A 17140-nucleotide genomic window follows, 5' to 3' on the forward strand; every position below is an offset into this window, starting at 1 on the left:
CCGCCAATGGGAGCACAGCCGTCCGACATCTCACCTCCATCCGTTCCGTCAGTGAGGGGCGCACGGCCTCTCATCAGCGCTGCTGTAGAACGGTGCCTTCGGGTCGAGCGAGATGGTGACGGTCGCGCACGAGGTCGCCGAGATGGTGCGATCCGTGTCACTGATCCGCGCGGCGCTGGCGGTGCGGCGGACGGTCGCGCTCATGGTGTTGGGCTCGGTGCGCGCCCGGGGGTCCACGGTGAGGTCACGCCGTTCGAGGAAGGCCGCTGCCGAGGGGCGGTCCCTGACATGGCTCACTCGCACTTCCTGTTGCAGGGCGACCAGCGCGTCGGAGCTGTCGGCGAGCGCTGCGTCGTGAGCCGCCGAGGCGTCCGACCAGTCGATCGAGCTCGACGACACCTCGCGTGCGAGGCGTCGCGGGCAGTCTTCCAGGCGGTATGCACCTGTCTCCGGTTCGACCCGCGCGCAGACGAGGCCGGTGCGCACGGTGTCGTCGGTGAAGGGGTCCACGCCCGTGTCCGACCGCCAGACCGCGACCTGTGCGCCCCCAGCGTGGGTGCTCAGGACCCGGTACTGCGTGGAGTTGGTGGCGAGGGCCTCTCGAACCGGGGCGGGTGGTCGGGACCACCGCTCGAAGGGGATCGTGGCCACGAGCGTGACGACCTGGCGTGCTCCGTCCTCGGCGCGGGAGTCGGCTTCGGCTTGCCGCGAGGAGCAGGACGATGCGAGCAGCGCTGCGGCGCAGATGAGGCCAACGCCTCGGCCAGGGCGACGCCGTGTCCGCGGCGGATCCACGGCAGGCCGCGCCAAGGATCCGAGTGACTGCAGCGCACGGGGTCTGATGGAGGCTCCTGACCGCATCCGGATCGTGACTCGCGGCTGCGAACAATCGCCCGGATCGTTGGGTGACCCGACGAGGCCACGACAGGTGGCGAACATCGGGGTCCATTTGACGACTCGCGTCCCCGCTTGTTGCTCCAGGTCAATACTATTGGGCGCTGGGAGAGGTAGAACTGACGCGTGCTGACTTCGATACTGCTCATCTTAGCCGCCGCAGGCTGGCTTATTAGCGTGATTGGCGCCGTCCTCCAGCACCGCGGGGCAGCGAGGGTTGACGAGCAACCCGCTGACGGCACCTTCACGATCTCCACTTCTGATTCGCACTCTCGCTGGGGACTCAGCATGGTCATCGCCGGCGCCTCGGTTGGGGCTGCTGGCACGATTCTGGGCGTCCTTGCGTCAGAGTGACCCAAGTTCGACGCGGTCCGGGGTTCCGCTTCCTCGCCCGCCGGTCGGTCCTCTTGGCGCTTGTTGTCGCCTTGACCGAACCAATCGATCTACGGGTGGTGCCCGAGCGCGACCACCATCACGGGCGGAAGTAGTCGTAGAGCCCCTGGCTGATGGCCTCGGCGAAGCGGAGCGTCATCGTGACAACCTGGAGGGGGACCCCGTTCTTGTCGGCCATCGTCGTCTCGAAGGCGTCGTGAGCCGTCGCCATCCCGAGGTAGTAGTGGTCTGAGCCGACGTCATCCTTCTTCACGAAGACATGGACGTCGACGTCCCTGTCGACGATCGCCTTCACCTCGTCGCTGGCGAGCGTCCGGCGGGAGCGGGAGAACCACCTCATGCTGGTTTCGTCGAGTAGCGCGTCCTCGTATGCCGTGCTGGCATCGACATCTACGGACTTGTGGAGGGTCACGAAGATCGCGCAGACGTTCCGGCTTCGGTCAGTCTTGTAGCCATAGATCGTCGAAGCCGTGCTCCGTGGCCACCCAAGGATTCGGGCAGCGTCCCTACGCGAATACTGCAGGCCAGTGGTGAACGGGACATCGAGGCGGTAGCGGGCGCGAGTCAGAGCCTGACCGGTGATGAGCAGGTCGTCGACCTCACTCTGGAGGCGTTCAGAGGAGACAAGATCCGCGCGGAAACTGTCGGTCAGCCTCACGTCGTCTCCGTGAACGACGACAAGCGGCTCGGCATAGCGCTTGACGTCAGAGGCGGCGTAACCCCGCAGCGTGAAGGTGTCGAGGGCAGCTTGGACGACGGCCTCGCCGCTGCCCAAGCCCTCGGCGACGAAGGCTGCCGCGATCTGGCGCCGCGTGACACTGGACCGTTCGATCAGCAGGCGCAGCACCACGAACTCGTGGAGCCGTTTCGCGGCCAGGACCTCGTGTGAAAGCAGGCTCAGCGCACGAGCGGCCCGCGGTGACATCCCGACGTCGACCTTCAGCAGTCGCTGCACCAGACCTGGGTAGTGCTCGACCTTCGTCGCGAGCAGGATCGGATCGACAGACTCAAACCGGTGGAAGTCCCAGAGTTTGGGGATGCCACCGACGCGCCGTTGCATGGCCTCAAGTGCCGCCTTGAGCCGCCGCATGTCGTCGAGCGTGGTGGTCTCGATCGACCGCAAGATGCGGTCCCGCGACACCTCATCGAAGCTCACACTCGACAGGCCGGGGAGCACGCCACCCTCCAGCGTCTCGTTGAGCTTCTCCCTCAGGGACTCGCTGTTGAGGGACTCGTCTCCGAACAGCGCGATCGGGATCAGGAAGTTGTTCGTGTAGTTGCCGATGACGTCGATGACGACGAGGTAGTCCTTGCCCTTGGCAAGCCGGAGCCCGCGCCCGAGCTGTTGGACGAAAATGATCGCCGACTGAGTCTGGCGCAACATGACGACTTGGTTGATCCGAGGGATGTCGACGCCTTCATTGAAGATGTCGACGGTGAGGAGGTAGTCGAGCTCGCCGGCCTGGAGTTGGGCGACGCGCTGCTCCCGCAGGGAGATGGGGTCGTCGCCGGTCAACGCCACGGTGCGAAGAGGGAGCCCGTTCAGCGTGTGCCCGTTGAGCGCCGCCGCGAGCGCTCGCGCCTCCTCCTTGCGGCTGCAGAAAATCAACCCGCAGGGGGCCACGCCCGCCTGGCCGTACTTCTCCAAGACCTCGACGAGGAATCGCACCCGCTCGGGTGTGATGAGCAGACTCAGGTCCGTCGTCTCGCTGGTCGTGCGGCCGTCCTCGTACGTGATGTCGCTGACCCCGTAATAGTGGAACGGACTCAACATCTCAGCCTCGAGCGCGTGATGCAGCCGGATCTCGTACGGAACGCAGTAGTCAAACAGCTCGAAGACATTGAAGCCGTCCGTGCGCTCCGGCGTGGCGGTCATGCCGAGCAAGAAGGCGGGATCCAGGTGATCGATTACCCGCTGATAGGTCGGCGATCCCGCGCGGTGAGCCTCATCGATGATGACGTAGTCGAAGGCGTCTCGGGGAACGCTGGCGAGGACTTGAGGCTGTGAGAACGTCTGAATCGTCGCGAAAACGTAGCGCCGATCGCCTTCGTGGGCGTTGCCGGTCAGCTTGCCGAAATCGCTGGGGGGACCGCCCAAGACGCGTCGGTACTCCTCCACGGTGCGGTCGAGGATCTGCTCGCGGTGGACAAGGAACAGCATGCGCCGCGGCGCGACCGACCGGACGTCGAGCGCCGACAGGATTGTCTTCCCAGTGCCCGTGGCAGAGATGACGATCGCGCGATTGGCGCCCTCGGCACGGGCCAAGTCCAAGGCGAGCAGGGCATCCTGCTGCATCGTGTTGGGAAGCACGTGCGTGGGAACCTCTGCAGGTGCGGGGAGCGCCGGCATCGGGCCACGTCGGGGCGGCGCGACGAAGGTCCGGGCGTACTCATCGACCCACTCCGTGGTGAGCGGTTCGGAGCCTTCGAGCTGCTCCTCAAGGAGCCGGTCGATCTGAGCGGCGAGGTCGCTCCCGCGCGCAGCAGACACCTTGAGATTCCACTCGTGGTTGCGCGACAGTGCCTGACTGGTCAGGTTTGAGCTACCGATCATCGCGGTGACGCTCGGACCCTGCTCGAAGATGTAGCCCTTCGGGTGGAAGCCGTAGGCCGTGTGTCGGCGCACGTCGATATCTGCGTGTTCACGAAGCTTGAGGAGTTCGGCGAAGGCCTCAGGTTGGTTGAACGCCAGAAAGTCCGACGTAATGATTCGGCCCTTGCCATCGAAGTCGTACAGGTGCTGCTTCAGCTGGGCGATCGCGCTTGGCGAGATGAAGGCGACGGAGAAGGTGAAGGCCTCGCAGCGACGCAGCTCCTCGAGGAGGGCGTGCTCAACGGTCGTGCCGTCAGCGTTGAGCACCAGTCGCGGGTTGTAACGGCGGGGTGCGTGGGCCGAGCCCGAGACGTAGCCGAAGTCAATGTCGAACTGGAACTGGTTGGGCCAGTGCGGGTCCACGGTCATGCGGCCGACACCAGCTGCACTGCCGGGATGTCCGCAGGGGCCCAGTCGAGTTCCGACAGGTCGCCTGCCGCCAGCCACCGCACCGATGCGTGTTCGGTGAGGACCGGTTCCCCGGCAACCAACTCGCACCAAAAGGTCGTCAGCGTGACTGTGCCGAAGTCGTAGTCGTGCGTCGTGGTGGTGATGAGATCTCCAACCGTGATCTGGCACTCGAGCTCTTCGTCGATCTCCCGAGCGAGGGCTGCCCGTGCGGTTTCTCCCGGCTCGATCTTGCCGCCGGGGAACTCCCACTTTCCGCCGAGCGACCCCTGCGGGCCGCGTTCTGCGCACAGGATGAGCCCGTCGCGGACGATCACGGCACCAACGACGCTGATCTGTTTCTGCACGCGCCCAGTTTGCCGGAAACCACCCGAGATACTTGCCGAAATCGCGAGGAGCCAGACGCGATGGTGCGCAGGATTGTCGCCGGGACGACGAATGCCTCGAGCGGGGTTTGACCCTCACGCGACGTGAGGCCCGATGGTTTCCTCATGACCGACATCGAGCAGCTGTCGCAGACTGGCCTCATGGAAGCGCTCACGGTGGGGCAGGTGGCCGAGTCCTTCGGCGTGACGGTGCGGACCCTGCATCACTACGACGAGATTGGGCTGCTGCACCCGAGCGAGCGCACCACCGCGGGCTACCGGCTCTACACGGCGGAGGACCTGCAGTGGTTGAGCGCGATCGTCGTGTACCGACGGCTGGGGTTCCGGCTTGAGGAGATCGGCGAACTGCTCGCCGCCGAGGGCCGCGACGTGATCGACCACCTGCGGCGGCAGCGGGATGCGGTCAGGGCCAGGTTGGCGGAGATGTCCGACCTGGTGGACGCGATCGAACAACGACTGGAGGCAGAGATGCACAACGAACCCGCGACGACCGAGGACCTTAAGAAGCTGTTTGGCGATGGGCCCTTCGAGGAGTATCAGGAGGAGGCGGAGCAGCGCTGGGGTGACACCGACGCGTGGGCACAGTCCCGGCAGCGCACCGCGCGGATGACGAAGGAGCAGTGGGCGCAGGTAGAGGCCGAGACTGAGGCGTTCGAGGCCGACCTCGGCGCCGCCGTGCGCGACGGTGTGCCCGCTGACGGCGAGGCCGCCGCGGCGCTCGCCGAGCGGCATCGGGTGACCATCAACCGGTTCTACGACTGCGACCACGAGTTCCAGGTCTGCCTGGCGCAGATGTACCTCTCGGACCCGCGGTTCACGGCGCAGTACGAGGAGATCGCGAGCGGCGCCGCTCAGTGGTTGCACGACGCCATCCTCGCCAACGCCGCGGCGCACGGCTGACGTTTCGCGGCGCGCGCGAGGGAGTTGCTCCCCACCCGATACGGTGACGCTCGGCCGCCACCCAACGACGAGAGGCTCCCGCCATGGCCCACGAGGCTTCGCACACCGACGCTCCGACCGAGCTCGCCCACCTGACCACCGAGGCGGGCATCGCCACCCTCACGCTCGACTCCCCGGCGAACCGCAACGCCCTCTCGGCGCAGCTCGTCGCCGAGGTCGCGGCCCACCTGGCGACCGCCGACGCCGACCCGACCGTCCGGGCCGTCATCCTCACCCACACCGGCGGCACCTTCTGCGCCGGCAACGACCTCAAGGAGGCCGCGGCCGAGGGCGGCCCGCAGGCCAGCACCGAGCGCCTGCTCGTCCTCCTGCGCCAGATCGTCGACCTGGGCAAGCCCGTCATCGCCGTCGTCGACGGCCACGTCCGGGCCGGCGGCCTCGGTCTCGTCGGCGCCTGCGACATCGCGCTCGCGGGGGAGCGGGCGACCTTCGCCTTCAACGAGGTCCGCCTCGGGCTCGCGCCCTCGATCATCTCCCTGACGACCCAGTCGCGCCTGACCGACCGCGCCGCGGCCCGCTACTACCTGACCGGCGAGACGTTCGGCTCCCTCGAGGCCGAGCGCATTGGCCTCGTCACCGAGGCCACCGACGACCTCCCCGCCGCCCGGGCCACCCTCGAGGACGCCCTGCGCGCCTGCTCCCCCCAGGGCCTCGCCGAGACGAAGCCGCTGACGACCCGCGCCATCCGGGCCACCTTCGACAGCGACGGCCAGCGCGTCCTCGACCTCTCCGCCCGCCTCTTCGCCTCCGAGGAGGCCGCCGAAGGCATGCGCGCCTTCGCGGAGAAGCGCCCCCCGCGCTGGGTGACCACCCCGGACGGCTGACCGCCACGACGAAGGGGCCCGCTCGCGCGTGATGCGCGAGCGGGCCCCTTCGGGCTGGTCACCGGCAGGGCCGGCGGCCGGGAACTCAGGCCTTCGTCTCGCCCTCGGTCCAGTCCTTGGCGTCGGTCCAGGCATCGCTGCCCTCGACCGTCGGCGTCGCGTCGAGCGACGGGTCCGTGCCCAGGTGCGGCGTCGACAGGTCGGCGCCCTCGGACGTCTCACCCACGGCGGGGACGGTGCGGTCGTCGCGCGCGTTGGCGACGGTGGCCTTGGCCTCCTCGGCCTTGGCGGTCGCGGCGTCCTTGACCTCGGCGGCCTTCGCGGCGGCGGCGTCCTTGACCTCGGTCGCCTTCTCCTTCGCAGCCTCGGCGAGGCTGGCGGCCTTCTCCTGGACGGAGGCGCCCGTGGTGGAGGCGCGGCCCGACGTTGGGGGCGTGTACGGGTCCGCGGCCGGGACGGCCCACGGGTCCTGCTTCGTCCCCTGCTTGCTCGCGGCGTAGGCGGCGACACCGGCGGCGGCGAGGCCGAGCAGGATGAGGAGCTTCCCACCCTTCTTGCGGCGCTGGATCGTCTCGCCCTTGAAGGCCGCCTTGACCTCGGGGGCGTGGATCTTCGCGGTGTCGGCGGCGGCCGACTTCGTGGCGGCGGCACCGGCGGCGAGAGCGGCCAACGTCTCGGCGATGCGCGGGAGCACGTCGTCGACGAGGCGGTCACGGGCGTCGTCCACCCGCGGGGACAGGTTGTGCACGGCCTCCTCGAGGCGCGGCGCGGCGGCCTCGACCCCGTGGGCGGCCCGCTCCTTGGCGGCTTCCTTCGCGGCGTGGGCGCGCTCGCGCGCCGTCCCCGCAGCCGGCGCCACCTTGTCTCGTGCGGTCTCGGCGGCGACGTACGCACGCTCGCGGGCGGTGTCCGCAGCGGGGGCGACCTTCTCGAGGAAGGCGCTCGCCTGCTCGGCGGCGCGCTCACGCAGCAGCTCGCTCGTGGACTTCTTGTGTCGGAACACGTTCACTCCTTATCGTCGTTCACGTCTTGCCTCCATCAAACACTGTCTGCTGCCACAGGGACACCCGGCCCCGCCCCGACGGTCCGCATCGTGGGAGGATTTGCACCATGAACGCGACGATCAAGACCAACCTCGGCGACATCCGCATCGAGCTCTTCCCGAACCACGCTCCGAAGACGGTCGAGAGCTTCACCGGCCTCGCCTCGGGCGAGAAGGAGTACAAGGACGACGCGGGTCGCACCAACCCGACGCCGTTCTACGACGGCCTCGTCTTCCACCGCGTCATCGACGGCTTCATGATCCAGGGCGGCTGCCCGCTGGGTCAGGGCATCGGTGGCCCCGGCTACACCTTCGACGACGAGATCCACCCCGAGCTGAAGTTCGACCGCCCCTACCTCTTCGCCATGGCGAACGCGGGCGTCCGAATGGGCAAGGGCACCAACGGTTCCCAGTTCTTCATCACGACGACCCCGACCCCGCACCTCAACGGCAAGCACACCATCTTCGGTGAGGTTGCCGACGAGGAGAGCCGCAAGGTCGTCGACGCCATCAGCGCGACGAAGGTCGACGGCCGCGACAAGCCGCTCACCGACGTCGTCATCGAGTCCGTCACCCTCGGCTGACCGACCTCACCCCGATGACGCAGCCCCCCACCCCGCAGACGGAGACCCCGGTCTGCCCGCGCCACCCCGACCGCGTGTCCTACGTGCGGTGCCAGCGGTGCGCCCGACCGGTGTGTCCGGACTGCCAGCGGCCCGCGGCCGTCGGTGTCCAATGCGTGGACTGCGTCAAGGAGTCGGCACGGCAGGCTCCCCGGGCACGCACCGTGCTCGGGGGCCGCGCCGTCGCCGACGAACGTCCCGTCGTCACCATGGCGATCATCGCCGTGTGTGCCGTCGTCTGGCTCCTCCAGCTGACCTCCCCACGAGTGGCCAGCGAGGTCGTCTTCGCCCCGATCGTCGGTGACTCCGAGCCGTGGCGGTTCCTGACCTCCGCCTTCGCGCACAGCACCGGCAGCATCCTGCACATCATGTTCAACATGTTCGCGCTGTGGATGGTCGGGCCGGCGCTCGAGCAGGCGCTGGGGCGCGCCCGCTTCATCGCCCTCTATCTCCTGTCCGCCATCGGCGGCACGATCGTCTGGCTCCTCTTCCAGCCCGTCGAGAGCTTCCACGGCGTCGTCGGCGCCTCCGGTGCGGTCTTCGGCCTCTTCGCCGCGGTGCTCGTCCTCCAGCGCAAGCTCGGCCAGCGCACCCAGGCGATCGGGGCCACCATCGCCATCAACATGGCCCTGGGCTTCTTCATCCCGAACATCGCCTGGCAGGCGCACCTCGGCGGCGCCGTCGTCGGCGGCCTCGTGGCCCTGGCGCTCGTGACCTTCAAGGGGCGCGGCCAGGAGCGGCTGCAGTGGCTCGCCCTCGGCGCCATCGCCGTCGTGCTCGTGGCCCTCGTGGCCGTCAAGTACACCGTCATCGGCTGATCGCACCCCGCACCCCGTGCCGGGGGACAGGCCTGTGGACAACAGGTCCGAAGGGGGATTACACCGTTGTGATTTATCCCCATCGGGGGATAACCCTGTGGATAACTCGGGCTGTGTGGAAACTCGACGGCGGAAGGACGCGCGCTGTGGAGAAGGCGCGCGGTGGAAAGGTTCAGCGCCAGCGCGTCGTCATCATGAAGCCGGTGAGCATGAACGCGAAGCCGACTCCGAGGTTCCAGCGGCCGAGCGACGGCACGGGGTACTGCTGGCTCGTCACGTAGAAGACGACGACCCACAGCAGCCCGATGATCATCAGGCCGAGCATCACGGGCACGAACCACGACGGGTTCCCGACCTTGACCGCCTTCGGTCGGGTGGTCTGCTCGGGCGTGGTCGGCTGCGGCTTCTTGCGGCCTTTGGACTCAGGCACGTGCTCTACTCCTCGACGGGTGGGTGCGAGCGACGGCCGTCGCTGCGTGCCTTAGCGTAGGGGCTGCACATCAGGGCGAGTGGAAGGAGGCACCGTGGCGTCGACCGGTCGATTCCGCTGGCTCACCGCGCGCCCCACCGGATGGTCCCTCCTCGTCCCTGTCGTCGCCGCCCTCGCCGGGCTCCTCTTCTCCACGTCCGGCCAGACCGCTCGCGGCACGGACCTGCGCTCCGAGGGGACGGATCTGCCCGGCCTCATCCGCGCCGAGACCCTCGACAACGAGAAGCGCAACGGTGAGCTCGCGCTCATCCAGCAGGATGTCGACACGCTCTCGGCGGCCACCACGGGCAACGCCACGACGAACAAACTCACCGAGCAGGCGGAGGCGCTCGCGGCCGATGCCGGCACCCGCGCCGTCACGGGACCGACCGTCACCGTCAGCCTCGACGACGCGCCGCTGACCGCGGCCGAGGTGCCCGACGGCTTCACCGTCGACGACATCGTCGTCCACCAGCAGGACGTGCAGGCCGTCGTCAACGCGCTGTGGAAGGGGGGCGCCGAGGCCATGATGCTCATGGACCAGCGCGTCATCTCCACCAGCGCCGTGCGGTGCGTCGGCAACACCCTGATCCTCCAGGGTCGCGTGTACTCGCCCCCCTTCACCATCAAGGCCGTCGGTGACCCGGCCCAGCTCAAGGCAGCCCTCGAGAAGGACCGCGCAGTCGGGATCTATCGGCAGTACGTCAACCTCGTCGGACTCGGCTATGAGGTCAGCGAGGACCCCGAGGAGACCCTGCCCGCGTACGAGGGCTCGACCCGCCTGCAGCACGCGGCGCCCGCCTACTGACGGCGCGCCGGGACGAGTCGCCCGGCGCGTCATACTTGGCCCATGAGCCGCATCCTCGTCGTCGACAACTACGACAGCTTCGTCTTCACGATCGTCGGCTACCTCCAGCAGCTCGGCGCGGAGACGACGGTCGTGCGCAACGATGCGATCAGCCCGGCCGACGGCGCCGACTACGACGGCGTCCTCATCTCACCCGGCCCCGGCACCCCCGAGGAGGCCGGTGTCTCGATCGCGATGATCGAGGCCTGTGCGGAGCGGGCCCAGCCGATGCTCGGCGTCTGCCTCGGCCACCAGGCCCTCGGGGTCGTGCTTGGCGCCACGGTCGGACGCGCCCCGGAGCTCCTGCACGGCAAGACGTCCCAGGTCATCCACGGCGGCGACGGCGTGCTCGAGGGGCTGCCGACCCCCTTCACCGCCACCCGCTATCACTCGCTGACGATCGACCCCGCGACCGTGCCCGAGACGCTCGTGCCGACCGGCCACACCGAGAGCGGCATCATCATGGCCGCCCGGCACCGCGACCTTCCGCTGCACGGCGTGCAGTTCCACCCCGAGAGCGTGCTCACCGTCGGCGGTCACCGGATCTTCGCGAACTGGCTCGCCCTGACCGGCGACGCGGACGCCGTCGCCACGTCGGCCGGGCTCAGCCCCCTCGTGCGCGACGCCGAGGGCGTCGCCCGCGCCGTCGCCGCCGGCTGACGTCAGTCCGAGAGGACGTTGCCGCGGCCCGGCGGACGGGTCGAGGTCGGCTTCGGCGTCGTGGTCGTGGACGACGACGAGGACGAGGACGATGTGTCGCTCGGTGTCGTCGACGTGCTGCCGGACGAGGTCGGGCTCGTCGTGGTCGTCGTGGACGACGTCGCCGGCGGGGGCTGCGTCGTCGTGACCGTCACCGGCGCGGCGATGGCGTAGGTGAGGGTGAAGGTCGTCGTGTTCAGCCGCTTGCCCTGGCCAGGGTCCTGACCGATGACGGTGTTGGGCTCCTCGCTCGAGGTGATGCTCTCGGTCTTCACCTTGAGCCCGCGCGAGGTGAACCACTCGGTCGCCCGCTGGATCTCCCAGCCGGAGAAGTTCGGGATCCGCACCGCGCCCGTGGAGATGGCGAGGTCGACCGGGTCCCGCTCGGAGAGGTTGGCGTAGGGCGTGGGGTCGGCGCTGATGACATGGCCCTTGGGCACGGTGGGAGAGTCCTCCTTCGTCACCTTGCCGAGGGTGAGGCCGGCCTCCTTGATCATGGCCTCGGCCTTCTTCTGCGTCTCCCCGACGACCGGCGGCACCTCCGTCTCGGCCGGTCCGGAGGACACCGTGACGGTGACGACCCTGTTCTGCTCGACCTCGGCGGAGGGGTCCGGGTCCTGATCGGTGACGATGCCGGGCTCGACGTCGGTGCTCGGCTCCGCCACGACGTTCATCTGCAGGCGCGCGTCCGTGAGTCGCTTCTTGGCCACGGCCTGGTCGAGGCCGATCACCCGCGGGACCGCGACGAGCCGGCTCAGCTCCTGGTTGTCGCGGTACTGCTTCACGGCGAAGGCGCCGAGCGCGATGGCGGCGACGAGCGCCGCGACGACGAAGACCCAGCCCCACGGGCTGCGCTGGCGCCGTCGGTCCCGGTCCACGGGCGCGACCGGGTGGAGCGCGGTCTCGGGCTCGTGCGGCAGCGGACGACCGCCGGTGCCGGCCGGGAGGAACTGGGTGTTCTCCTGGTCGGCGGTCTCCTCGCCGGCGGGCCCGAGCAGGGCCGCGCTCGCGGCGGGGCTGATCGAGCGACCCTGGGCGATCCGCAGCAGGTCGGTCCGCATGTCCCCGGCGCCCTGGTAGCGGACCTCCCGGTCCTTGGCGAGGGCGTGCAGCACGACGGCGTCGTAGTCCGACGGCAGCTCGGGGACGAACTCGCTCGGGCGCGGCGGCGCCTTGCGCACGTGCTGGTAGGTCAGCGAGATCGGGTCACCGGTGAAGGGGGTCCGCCCGGTCAGCAGCTCGAAGAGGAGGCAGCCGGTCGAGTAGACGTCGCTGCGGTGGTCGACCTGCTGGCCCTCGGCCTGCTCCGGCGAGATGTACTGCGCCGTGCCGATGACGGCGGACGTCTGGGTCATCGTCGCCTGGGCGTCGGCCATGGCTCGGGCGATGCCGAAGTCCATGACCTTGACCTCACCGCCTTCGCCGAGCATGACGTTGCCCGGCTTGATGTCGCGGTGGACGATCCCCATCTGGTGGCTGTAGGCGAGCGCGTCGAGGACCGCGGCGGTGATCCGGCCGGCGACCTCGGGCTCGAGCGTGCCCTCGTCGTTGAGCACCTCGCGCAGCGTCCGCCCCTGCACGTACTCCATGACGATGTAGGGCACGTCGATCTCGGCGCCGCCGAACTCGGTGAGCTTGTCCTCGCCGGAGTCGTACACGGCGACGATCGAGGGGTGGTTCAGACCCGCGACGGACTGCGCCTCCCGGCGGAACCGGATGAGGAAGGAGGAGTCACGGGCGTGGTCGGAGCGCAGGATCTTGATGGCGACGTCCCGCCCGAGACGCGTGTCGTAGCCGCGGTGGACCTCGGCCATCCCGCCACGGCCGATGAGTTCGCCGACCTCGTATCGTCCGCCGAGGAGGCGCGGTGTGGTGCTCACGCGGCTCCCCCTTCGCTCGCGTCGGTGGTGGCCTCGATCAGCCCACCGCTGGTCATCATCATCGTCCCTCGCGTGCCGAGTGTCGTCACGGGTTGATCACCGCCTCCATGACCGCCTTCGCGATCGGGCCGGCGACGGTGCCGCCATAGGCCTCGCTGCCGGCCTTGCCGCCGTCCTCGACGACCACGGCGACGGCGACCTGCGGGTCGTCCGCCGGCGCGAAGGCGGTGAACCAGGCGTGCGGCGCGGCGTCCTTGGCGTGCTCGGCCGTGCCCGTCTTGCCCGCGACGGCGACGCCGGGGATCTGGGCCGCGGTGCCGGTGCCGGACTCGACGACGGCCTGCATCATGTCGGTCAGGGCGTCGGCGGTCTCGGGCGACATCGCCTCGGACAGCTGCTCGACCTTCTTCTCCTCGAGCACCGACGTGTCCGACCCGAGGATCGAGCGGACCATGTGCGGGCGCATGACGACGCCGTCGTTGGCCACGGCCGCGGCGATCATCGCCACCTGGAGCGGGGTCGTGCGGACCTCGAACTGGCCGATGGCGCTCTGGGCCGTCTGCGGCTCGTCGGCGTCGGCGGGGAAGGTCGAGTCGGCCACGCGCATGGGGATGTCGAGGCGGTCGCCGAAGCCGAAGCGGGACGCCTGGTCGGCGAGGGTCTCGGCGCCGAGCTCCATGCCGAGCCAGCCGAAGGCGGTGTTGCACGACGTCTCGAGCGCCTGGAGGAGGGTCGTCTTGTTGTTCGGTCCGCAGGCGCCGGGGTGGCTGTTGGGCAGGTTCGTCGTCGTCTGCGGCAGGTCGAGCTCGGCCGGACCGGGGAGGGTCGAGTCCTTGGTGAACGTGCCCGACTCGATGGCCGCGGCGGCGGTGACGATCTTGAAGGTGGACCCCGGCGGGTAGAGGTTGCCGCCGATGGCGCGGTTGACGAGCGGGCGCGTCGGGTCGCCGTTGAGTTCGGTCCACGCCTCCTGCTGCGCCGTGACGTCGTGCGTCGCCAGCAGCGAGGGGTCGTAGTTGGGCTTGCTCACCATGGCGAGGATCTCGCCGGTGCGCGGGTCGAGCGCGACGACGGCGCCGCGCTGGTCGCCGAGGGCCTCCGAGGCGGCGCGCTGCACGGCCGGGTCGATGGTCAGCTCGACGCTGGCACCCTTCGCCCGTCGGCCGGTGAGGAGGTCGGTGACGCGCCCGTAGAAGAGCTTGTCGCTCTGCCCCGACAGCAGCGCGTTCTCGGCGTCCTCGACGCCGCCGCCGGTGCCGTAGACGAACGAGTAGAAGCCCGTCACGTGCGAGTAGAGCTGCGGGCTGCTGTAGGTGCGCTGCCACTTCAGCTCGTCCTTGGTGGCCGTGCTGCGGGCGATCGGCTCGCCATCGACGAGGATCTGGCCGCGCTCGCGGTTGTAGGAGTTGAGCAGGGTGCGCCGGTTGTCGCTGCGGTTGTTGATGTCCGCGGACCCGATCGACTGGATCCACGTCGAGGCGATCAGCAGCGCGGCGAAGAGGAAGGCGGTCAGCGACGCGAGCCGCCGGATGGGGTCGTTCATCGGAGCCTCACCACCTCGGTGGGTGCCTCGTCGGCGACGGGCAGCTCCTCGAGCGGGCGACGGGCGTGGTCGCTGATCCGCAGCAGCAGCGCGGCGAGCGTCCAGTTGGTCAGCAGCGAGCTGCCGCCATAGGCCATGAAGGGGAGCGTCAGGCCGGTCAGCGGGATGACGCGGGTGACGCCGCCGACGACGACGAAGACCTGGAGGGCGACGGCGAAGGCGAGGCCCGAGGCCAGCAGCTTGCCGAACCCGTCGCGCAGGCCGATCGCCGTGCGCAGGCCGCGCTCGACGAGGAGGGCGTAGAGCGCGAGGATCGCGAAGACCCCGACGAGGCCGAGCTCCTCACCGAACGACGGGAAGATCAGGTCGGACTCGGCGAAGTAGTTGAGGTCCGGGCGTCCCCGACCCAGCCCCGTGCCGAGCAGGCCGCCGCTGGCCATGCCCATGATCCCCTTCGCGATCTGGTCGGAGGCCTGAAGGGCCTCCGGGCTCCACGTGTCGAGCCAGATGAGGACGCGGGTCTGAAGGTGGGAGAAGAGCAGGTAGGCGACGTACGCGCCGGCCGCGGCGAGCCCCAGGCCGATGGCGATCCACGAGATCCGCTCCGTCGCGACGTAGAGCATGGAGACGAAGATGCCGAAGAGGAGGAGCGAGGTGCCGAGATCGGTCTCGAGGACGAGGACGAGGACGCTGAGCATCCACACCGCGAGGATCGGACCGAGGTCGCGGCCGCGCGGGAAGGTGATCCCGAGGACCTTGTTGCCCGCGAGGGAGAGGACGTCGCGGGTCTGCACGAGGTAGCCGGCGAAGAAGATCGCAAGGAGGATCTTGGCGAGCTCCGCGGGCTGGAAGGTGAACGGGCCCAGGCCGATCCAGATGCGGGCGCCGTTGACCTCGCGGCCGATGACGGGCAGCAGCGGCAGCAGCAGGAGCACGATGCCCGCGGCGCCGGAGAGGTAGGTCTTCTGCCGGAGGGTGCGGTGGTCGCGCAGGACGATGAGCGCGCCGATGGCGATGGCGACGGCGAGGGCGCTCCACTGGAGTTGGCGGAAGGCCAGGCCCTCGGTGATCGAGCGGCCGTTGGCGATGTCGAGCCGGTGGATCATCACGAGTCCGAGGCCGTTGAGCAGCGTGACGATCGGCAGGATGAGCGGGTCCGCGTAGGACGCCCGCCAGCGCAGCACGAGGTGGAAGGCGATCGCGATGGCGAGCAGGCCGCCGGTGTGCGCGAGCAGGTCCGGCGGGACGCTGCCGCCAGTGGCGAGTTCGACGTTGACGTAGGCGAGCACGACGATGCCGACGGCCACGAGCAGCAGGGCGAGCTCGACGTTGCGGCCGCGCTTCGGGGGGACGGTGGAGATCGCGGTCATGAGGTGCTCCGCGTGGTGGTTGGCGTCGGGGAGGTCGTGCGCGAGGTGCTCGTGGACGTGCTGGTCCTGCTGGAGCCGCCGTCGGAGGTGCCGTCGGAGGTGCGCGAGCGGGAACTGCCGGAGGTTGACGACGAGGTGCTCGACGACGGCGCGGGCGACTGGCCGTCGCCGCACGGCTGCCCCTCCGCCTTCCGCTCGCGGCAGGCCGCGGCCCGCGACTCGAGCTCGGCGACGCGCTCGCGGGCGTTCTCGAGGCTGCTGGCGTTGATCGTCGAGCGCACGCCATCGCGATAGAAGGCCGGAAGGTCGGCCAGGCTCGTCGTGCTCGTCTCGACGACGGTGTGCAGGGTCAGCGGGCCGACGTCCTGGGCGACGCCGCGATAGATCGCGACGTGGCCCCCTTCGTCCCCGATGAAGTACTGGTCCTGGGTCCACGACCACGCCGCATAGAGCCCGGTCGCGACGACGAGCAGGGCCGCCGCGAGCGCACCGATCCCCTTGAGCCAGCGGGCCACCCGCGACGATCCGGTCTCCTCGGCGAGGGCCGGCTCGTCCCGGCGGGTGAGGGCGGCGGCCTTGGAGGCCGGGGAGTCGCTCACGGGCCGGCGGGTGCGGTTCAGGGACGCGGCGCCGACGATCTCGGGCTGGGTCGGGGGCGTGCGCGAGGGGTCGACCGCGTCGGCGACGACCACCGTGACGTTGTCGGGGGCACCGGCACGCAGGGCGAGGGCCACGAGGGCGTCGGCGGTCGCGCCCGGCGGACGACCCTGGCGCAGGAGGTCCTCGATGGTGTCGGCGGCGACGAAGCCGGACAGGCCGTCGGAGCAGATCAACAGGCGGTCGCCGGGCCGGGCCTCGCGGGCGCTGAGGTCGGGCTCGTCGTCGGGCTGACCGGTGAGGACGCGCGTCACGAGGGAGCGCTGCGGGTGGCTCAAGGCCTCCTCCTCGGTGATCCGCCCCTCGTCGACGAGGGTCTGGACGAAGGAGTGGTCGTGCGTCAGCTGGGTGAAGGAGTCGCCGCGCAGCAGGTAGGCCCGGGAGTCGCCGATGTGGGCGAGGACGAGGCGGTTGCGGGTGCGCAGGATCGCCGTGACGGTGGTACCCATGCCCTCGAGCTCGGGCTGCTCGCGGATGAGCCGGCCGAGGTCGGCGTTGGCGGCGGCGATCGCGCGGGTCAGCTCGTCCGCGGCGTCGGCGGCGTTGAAGGACTCACCGTCGAGTTCGACGATGCGGCCGATGACGGTCGAACTCGCCGTGTCGCCACCGGCGTGGCCGCCCATGCCGTCGGCGACGACGAGCAGGTGCGGGCCGGCATAGCCGGAGTCCTGGTTGTCGGACCGGACCATCCCCGTGTCGGAGCGGGCGGCGTAGTGGAAGGCGACGGGCACGCG

Annotated in this window: 15 protein-coding genes; 6 read left to right on the plus strand and 9 right to left on the minus strand. The window is 69.7% G+C overall.

Annotation, left to right across the window (positions count from 1 at the left end; genetic code table 11):
* Positions 1-48: 48 nt before the first annotated feature.
* The 3 genes from ACQBAS_RS00095 to ACQBAS_RS00105 all read right to left on the minus strand — a co-directional run bounded on the left by ACQBAS_RS00095 (position 49) and on the right by ACQBAS_RS00105 (position 4635).
* Positions 49-510 carry a hypothetical protein gene (locus ACQBAS_RS00095; protein WP_427384274.1) on the minus strand — a complete coding sequence of 154 codons (462 nt, stop codon included), beginning with the start codon at positions 508-510 and terminating at the stop codon, positions 49-51.
* A gap of 856 nt (positions 511-1366) precedes the next feature.
* Positions 1367-4249, minus strand: a complete 2883-nt coding sequence (locus ACQBAS_RS00100; protein ID WP_427384275.1) for a DUF3427 domain-containing protein — start codon at positions 4247-4249, stop codon at positions 1367-1369.
* Positions 4246-4635 (minus strand): (deoxy)nucleoside triphosphate pyrophosphohydrolase, encoded by a 390-nt coding sequence (locus tag ACQBAS_RS00105; RefSeq protein ID WP_427384276.1) that lies wholly within the window; start codon positions 4633-4635, stop codon positions 4246-4248. The genes ACQBAS_RS00100 and ACQBAS_RS00105 overlap by 4 nt, the downstream gene beginning before the upstream one ends.
* Positions 4636-4779: 144 nt before the next feature.
* Here ACQBAS_RS00105 and ACQBAS_RS00110 point away from each other — a divergent pair, with 144 nt between their 5' ends.
* Both ACQBAS_RS00110 and ACQBAS_RS00115 read left to right on the plus strand, forming a co-directional pair.
* Complete coding sequence (locus tag ACQBAS_RS00110) at positions 4780-5574, plus strand: MerR family transcriptional regulator (RefSeq protein ID WP_427384277.1); 795 nt, start codon at positions 4780-4782, stop codon at positions 5572-5574.
* Positions 5575-5657: 83 nt separating this feature from the next.
* Positions 5658-6458: an enoyl-CoA hydratase family protein gene (locus tag ACQBAS_RS00115; protein WP_427384278.1), complete on the plus strand. Its 801-nt coding sequence runs from the start codon at positions 5658-5660 to the stop codon at positions 6456-6458.
* A gap of 85 nt (positions 6459-6543) precedes the next feature.
* Here the strand turns inward: ACQBAS_RS00115 and ACQBAS_RS00120 are convergent, their stop codons facing one another.
* Positions 6544-7461: a hypothetical protein gene (locus tag ACQBAS_RS00120; protein WP_427384279.1), complete on the minus strand. Its 918-nt coding sequence runs from the start codon at positions 7459-7461 to the stop codon at positions 6544-6546.
* A gap of 107 nt (positions 7462-7568) precedes the next feature.
* Between ACQBAS_RS00120 and ACQBAS_RS00125 the strand changes: the two genes are divergently transcribed.
* Both ACQBAS_RS00125 and ACQBAS_RS00130 read left to right on the plus strand, forming a co-directional pair.
* Positions 7569-8084, plus strand: coding sequence for a peptidylprolyl isomerase (locus ACQBAS_RS00125; protein WP_427384280.1), 516 nt, complete (start codon positions 7569-7571; stop codon positions 8082-8084).
* 14 nt (positions 8085-8098) lie between these two features.
* Positions 8099-8941 carry a rhomboid family intramembrane serine protease gene (locus ACQBAS_RS00130; protein WP_427384282.1) on the plus strand — a complete coding sequence of 281 codons (843 nt, stop codon included), beginning with the start codon at positions 8099-8101 and terminating at the stop codon, positions 8939-8941.
* Between the two features lie 172 nt (positions 8942-9113).
* Here ACQBAS_RS00130 and ACQBAS_RS00135 read toward each other — a convergent pair whose 3' ends face one another.
* Positions 9114-9371 carry a cell division protein CrgA gene (locus tag ACQBAS_RS00135; RefSeq protein ID WP_427384283.1) on the minus strand — a complete coding sequence of 86 codons (258 nt, stop codon included), beginning with the start codon at positions 9369-9371 and terminating at the stop codon, positions 9114-9116.
* Between the two features lie 94 nt (positions 9372-9465).
* Here ACQBAS_RS00135 and ACQBAS_RS00140 point away from each other — a divergent pair, with 94 nt between their 5' ends.
* Together ACQBAS_RS00140 and ACQBAS_RS00145 are read left to right on the plus strand one after the other, a co-directional pair.
* A complete protein-coding gene (locus tag ACQBAS_RS00140; protein WP_427384284.1) occupies positions 9466-10218 on the plus strand; it encodes a DUF881 domain-containing protein in 753 nt (250 codons plus the stop codon).
* 42 nt (positions 10219-10260) lie between these two features.
* Positions 10261-10917, plus strand: a complete 657-nt coding sequence (locus ACQBAS_RS00145) for an aminodeoxychorismate/anthranilate synthase component II (RefSeq protein ID WP_427384285.1) — start codon at positions 10261-10263, stop codon at positions 10915-10917.
* Between the two features lie 2 nt (positions 10918-10919).
* Here ACQBAS_RS00145 and pknB read toward each other — a convergent pair whose 3' ends face one another.
* From pknB to ACQBAS_RS00165, 4 genes are all read right to left on the minus strand, one after another.
* Positions 10920-12836 (minus strand): Stk1 family PASTA domain-containing Ser/Thr kinase, encoded by a 1917-nt coding sequence (gene pknB, locus ACQBAS_RS00150; RefSeq protein ID WP_427384286.1) that lies wholly within the window; start codon positions 12834-12836, stop codon positions 10920-10922.
* Between the two features lie 85 nt (positions 12837-12921).
* Positions 12922-14379: a peptidoglycan D,D-transpeptidase FtsI family protein gene (locus ACQBAS_RS00155; protein WP_427384287.1), complete on the minus strand. Its 1458-nt coding sequence runs from the start codon at positions 14377-14379 to the stop codon at positions 12922-12924.
* Positions 14376-15749: an FtsW/RodA/SpoVE family cell cycle protein gene (locus ACQBAS_RS00160; protein WP_427385647.1), complete on the minus strand. Its 1374-nt coding sequence runs from the start codon at positions 15747-15749 to the stop codon at positions 14376-14378. Before ACQBAS_RS00160 ends, ACQBAS_RS00155 begins: the two co-directional genes overlap by 4 nt.
* Complete coding sequence (locus ACQBAS_RS00165) at positions 15746-17137, minus strand: PP2C family protein-serine/threonine phosphatase (protein ID WP_427384288.1); 1392 nt, start codon at positions 17135-17137, stop codon at positions 15746-15748. The genes ACQBAS_RS00160 and ACQBAS_RS00165 overlap by 4 nt, the downstream gene beginning before the upstream one ends.
* Positions 17138-17140: the final 3 nt, after the last annotated feature.

The organism is Janibacter zhaoxuefangae (genome assembly GCF_050271985.1).
Taxonomy (GTDB): Bacteria; Actinomycetota; Actinomycetes; order Actinomycetales; family Dermatophilaceae.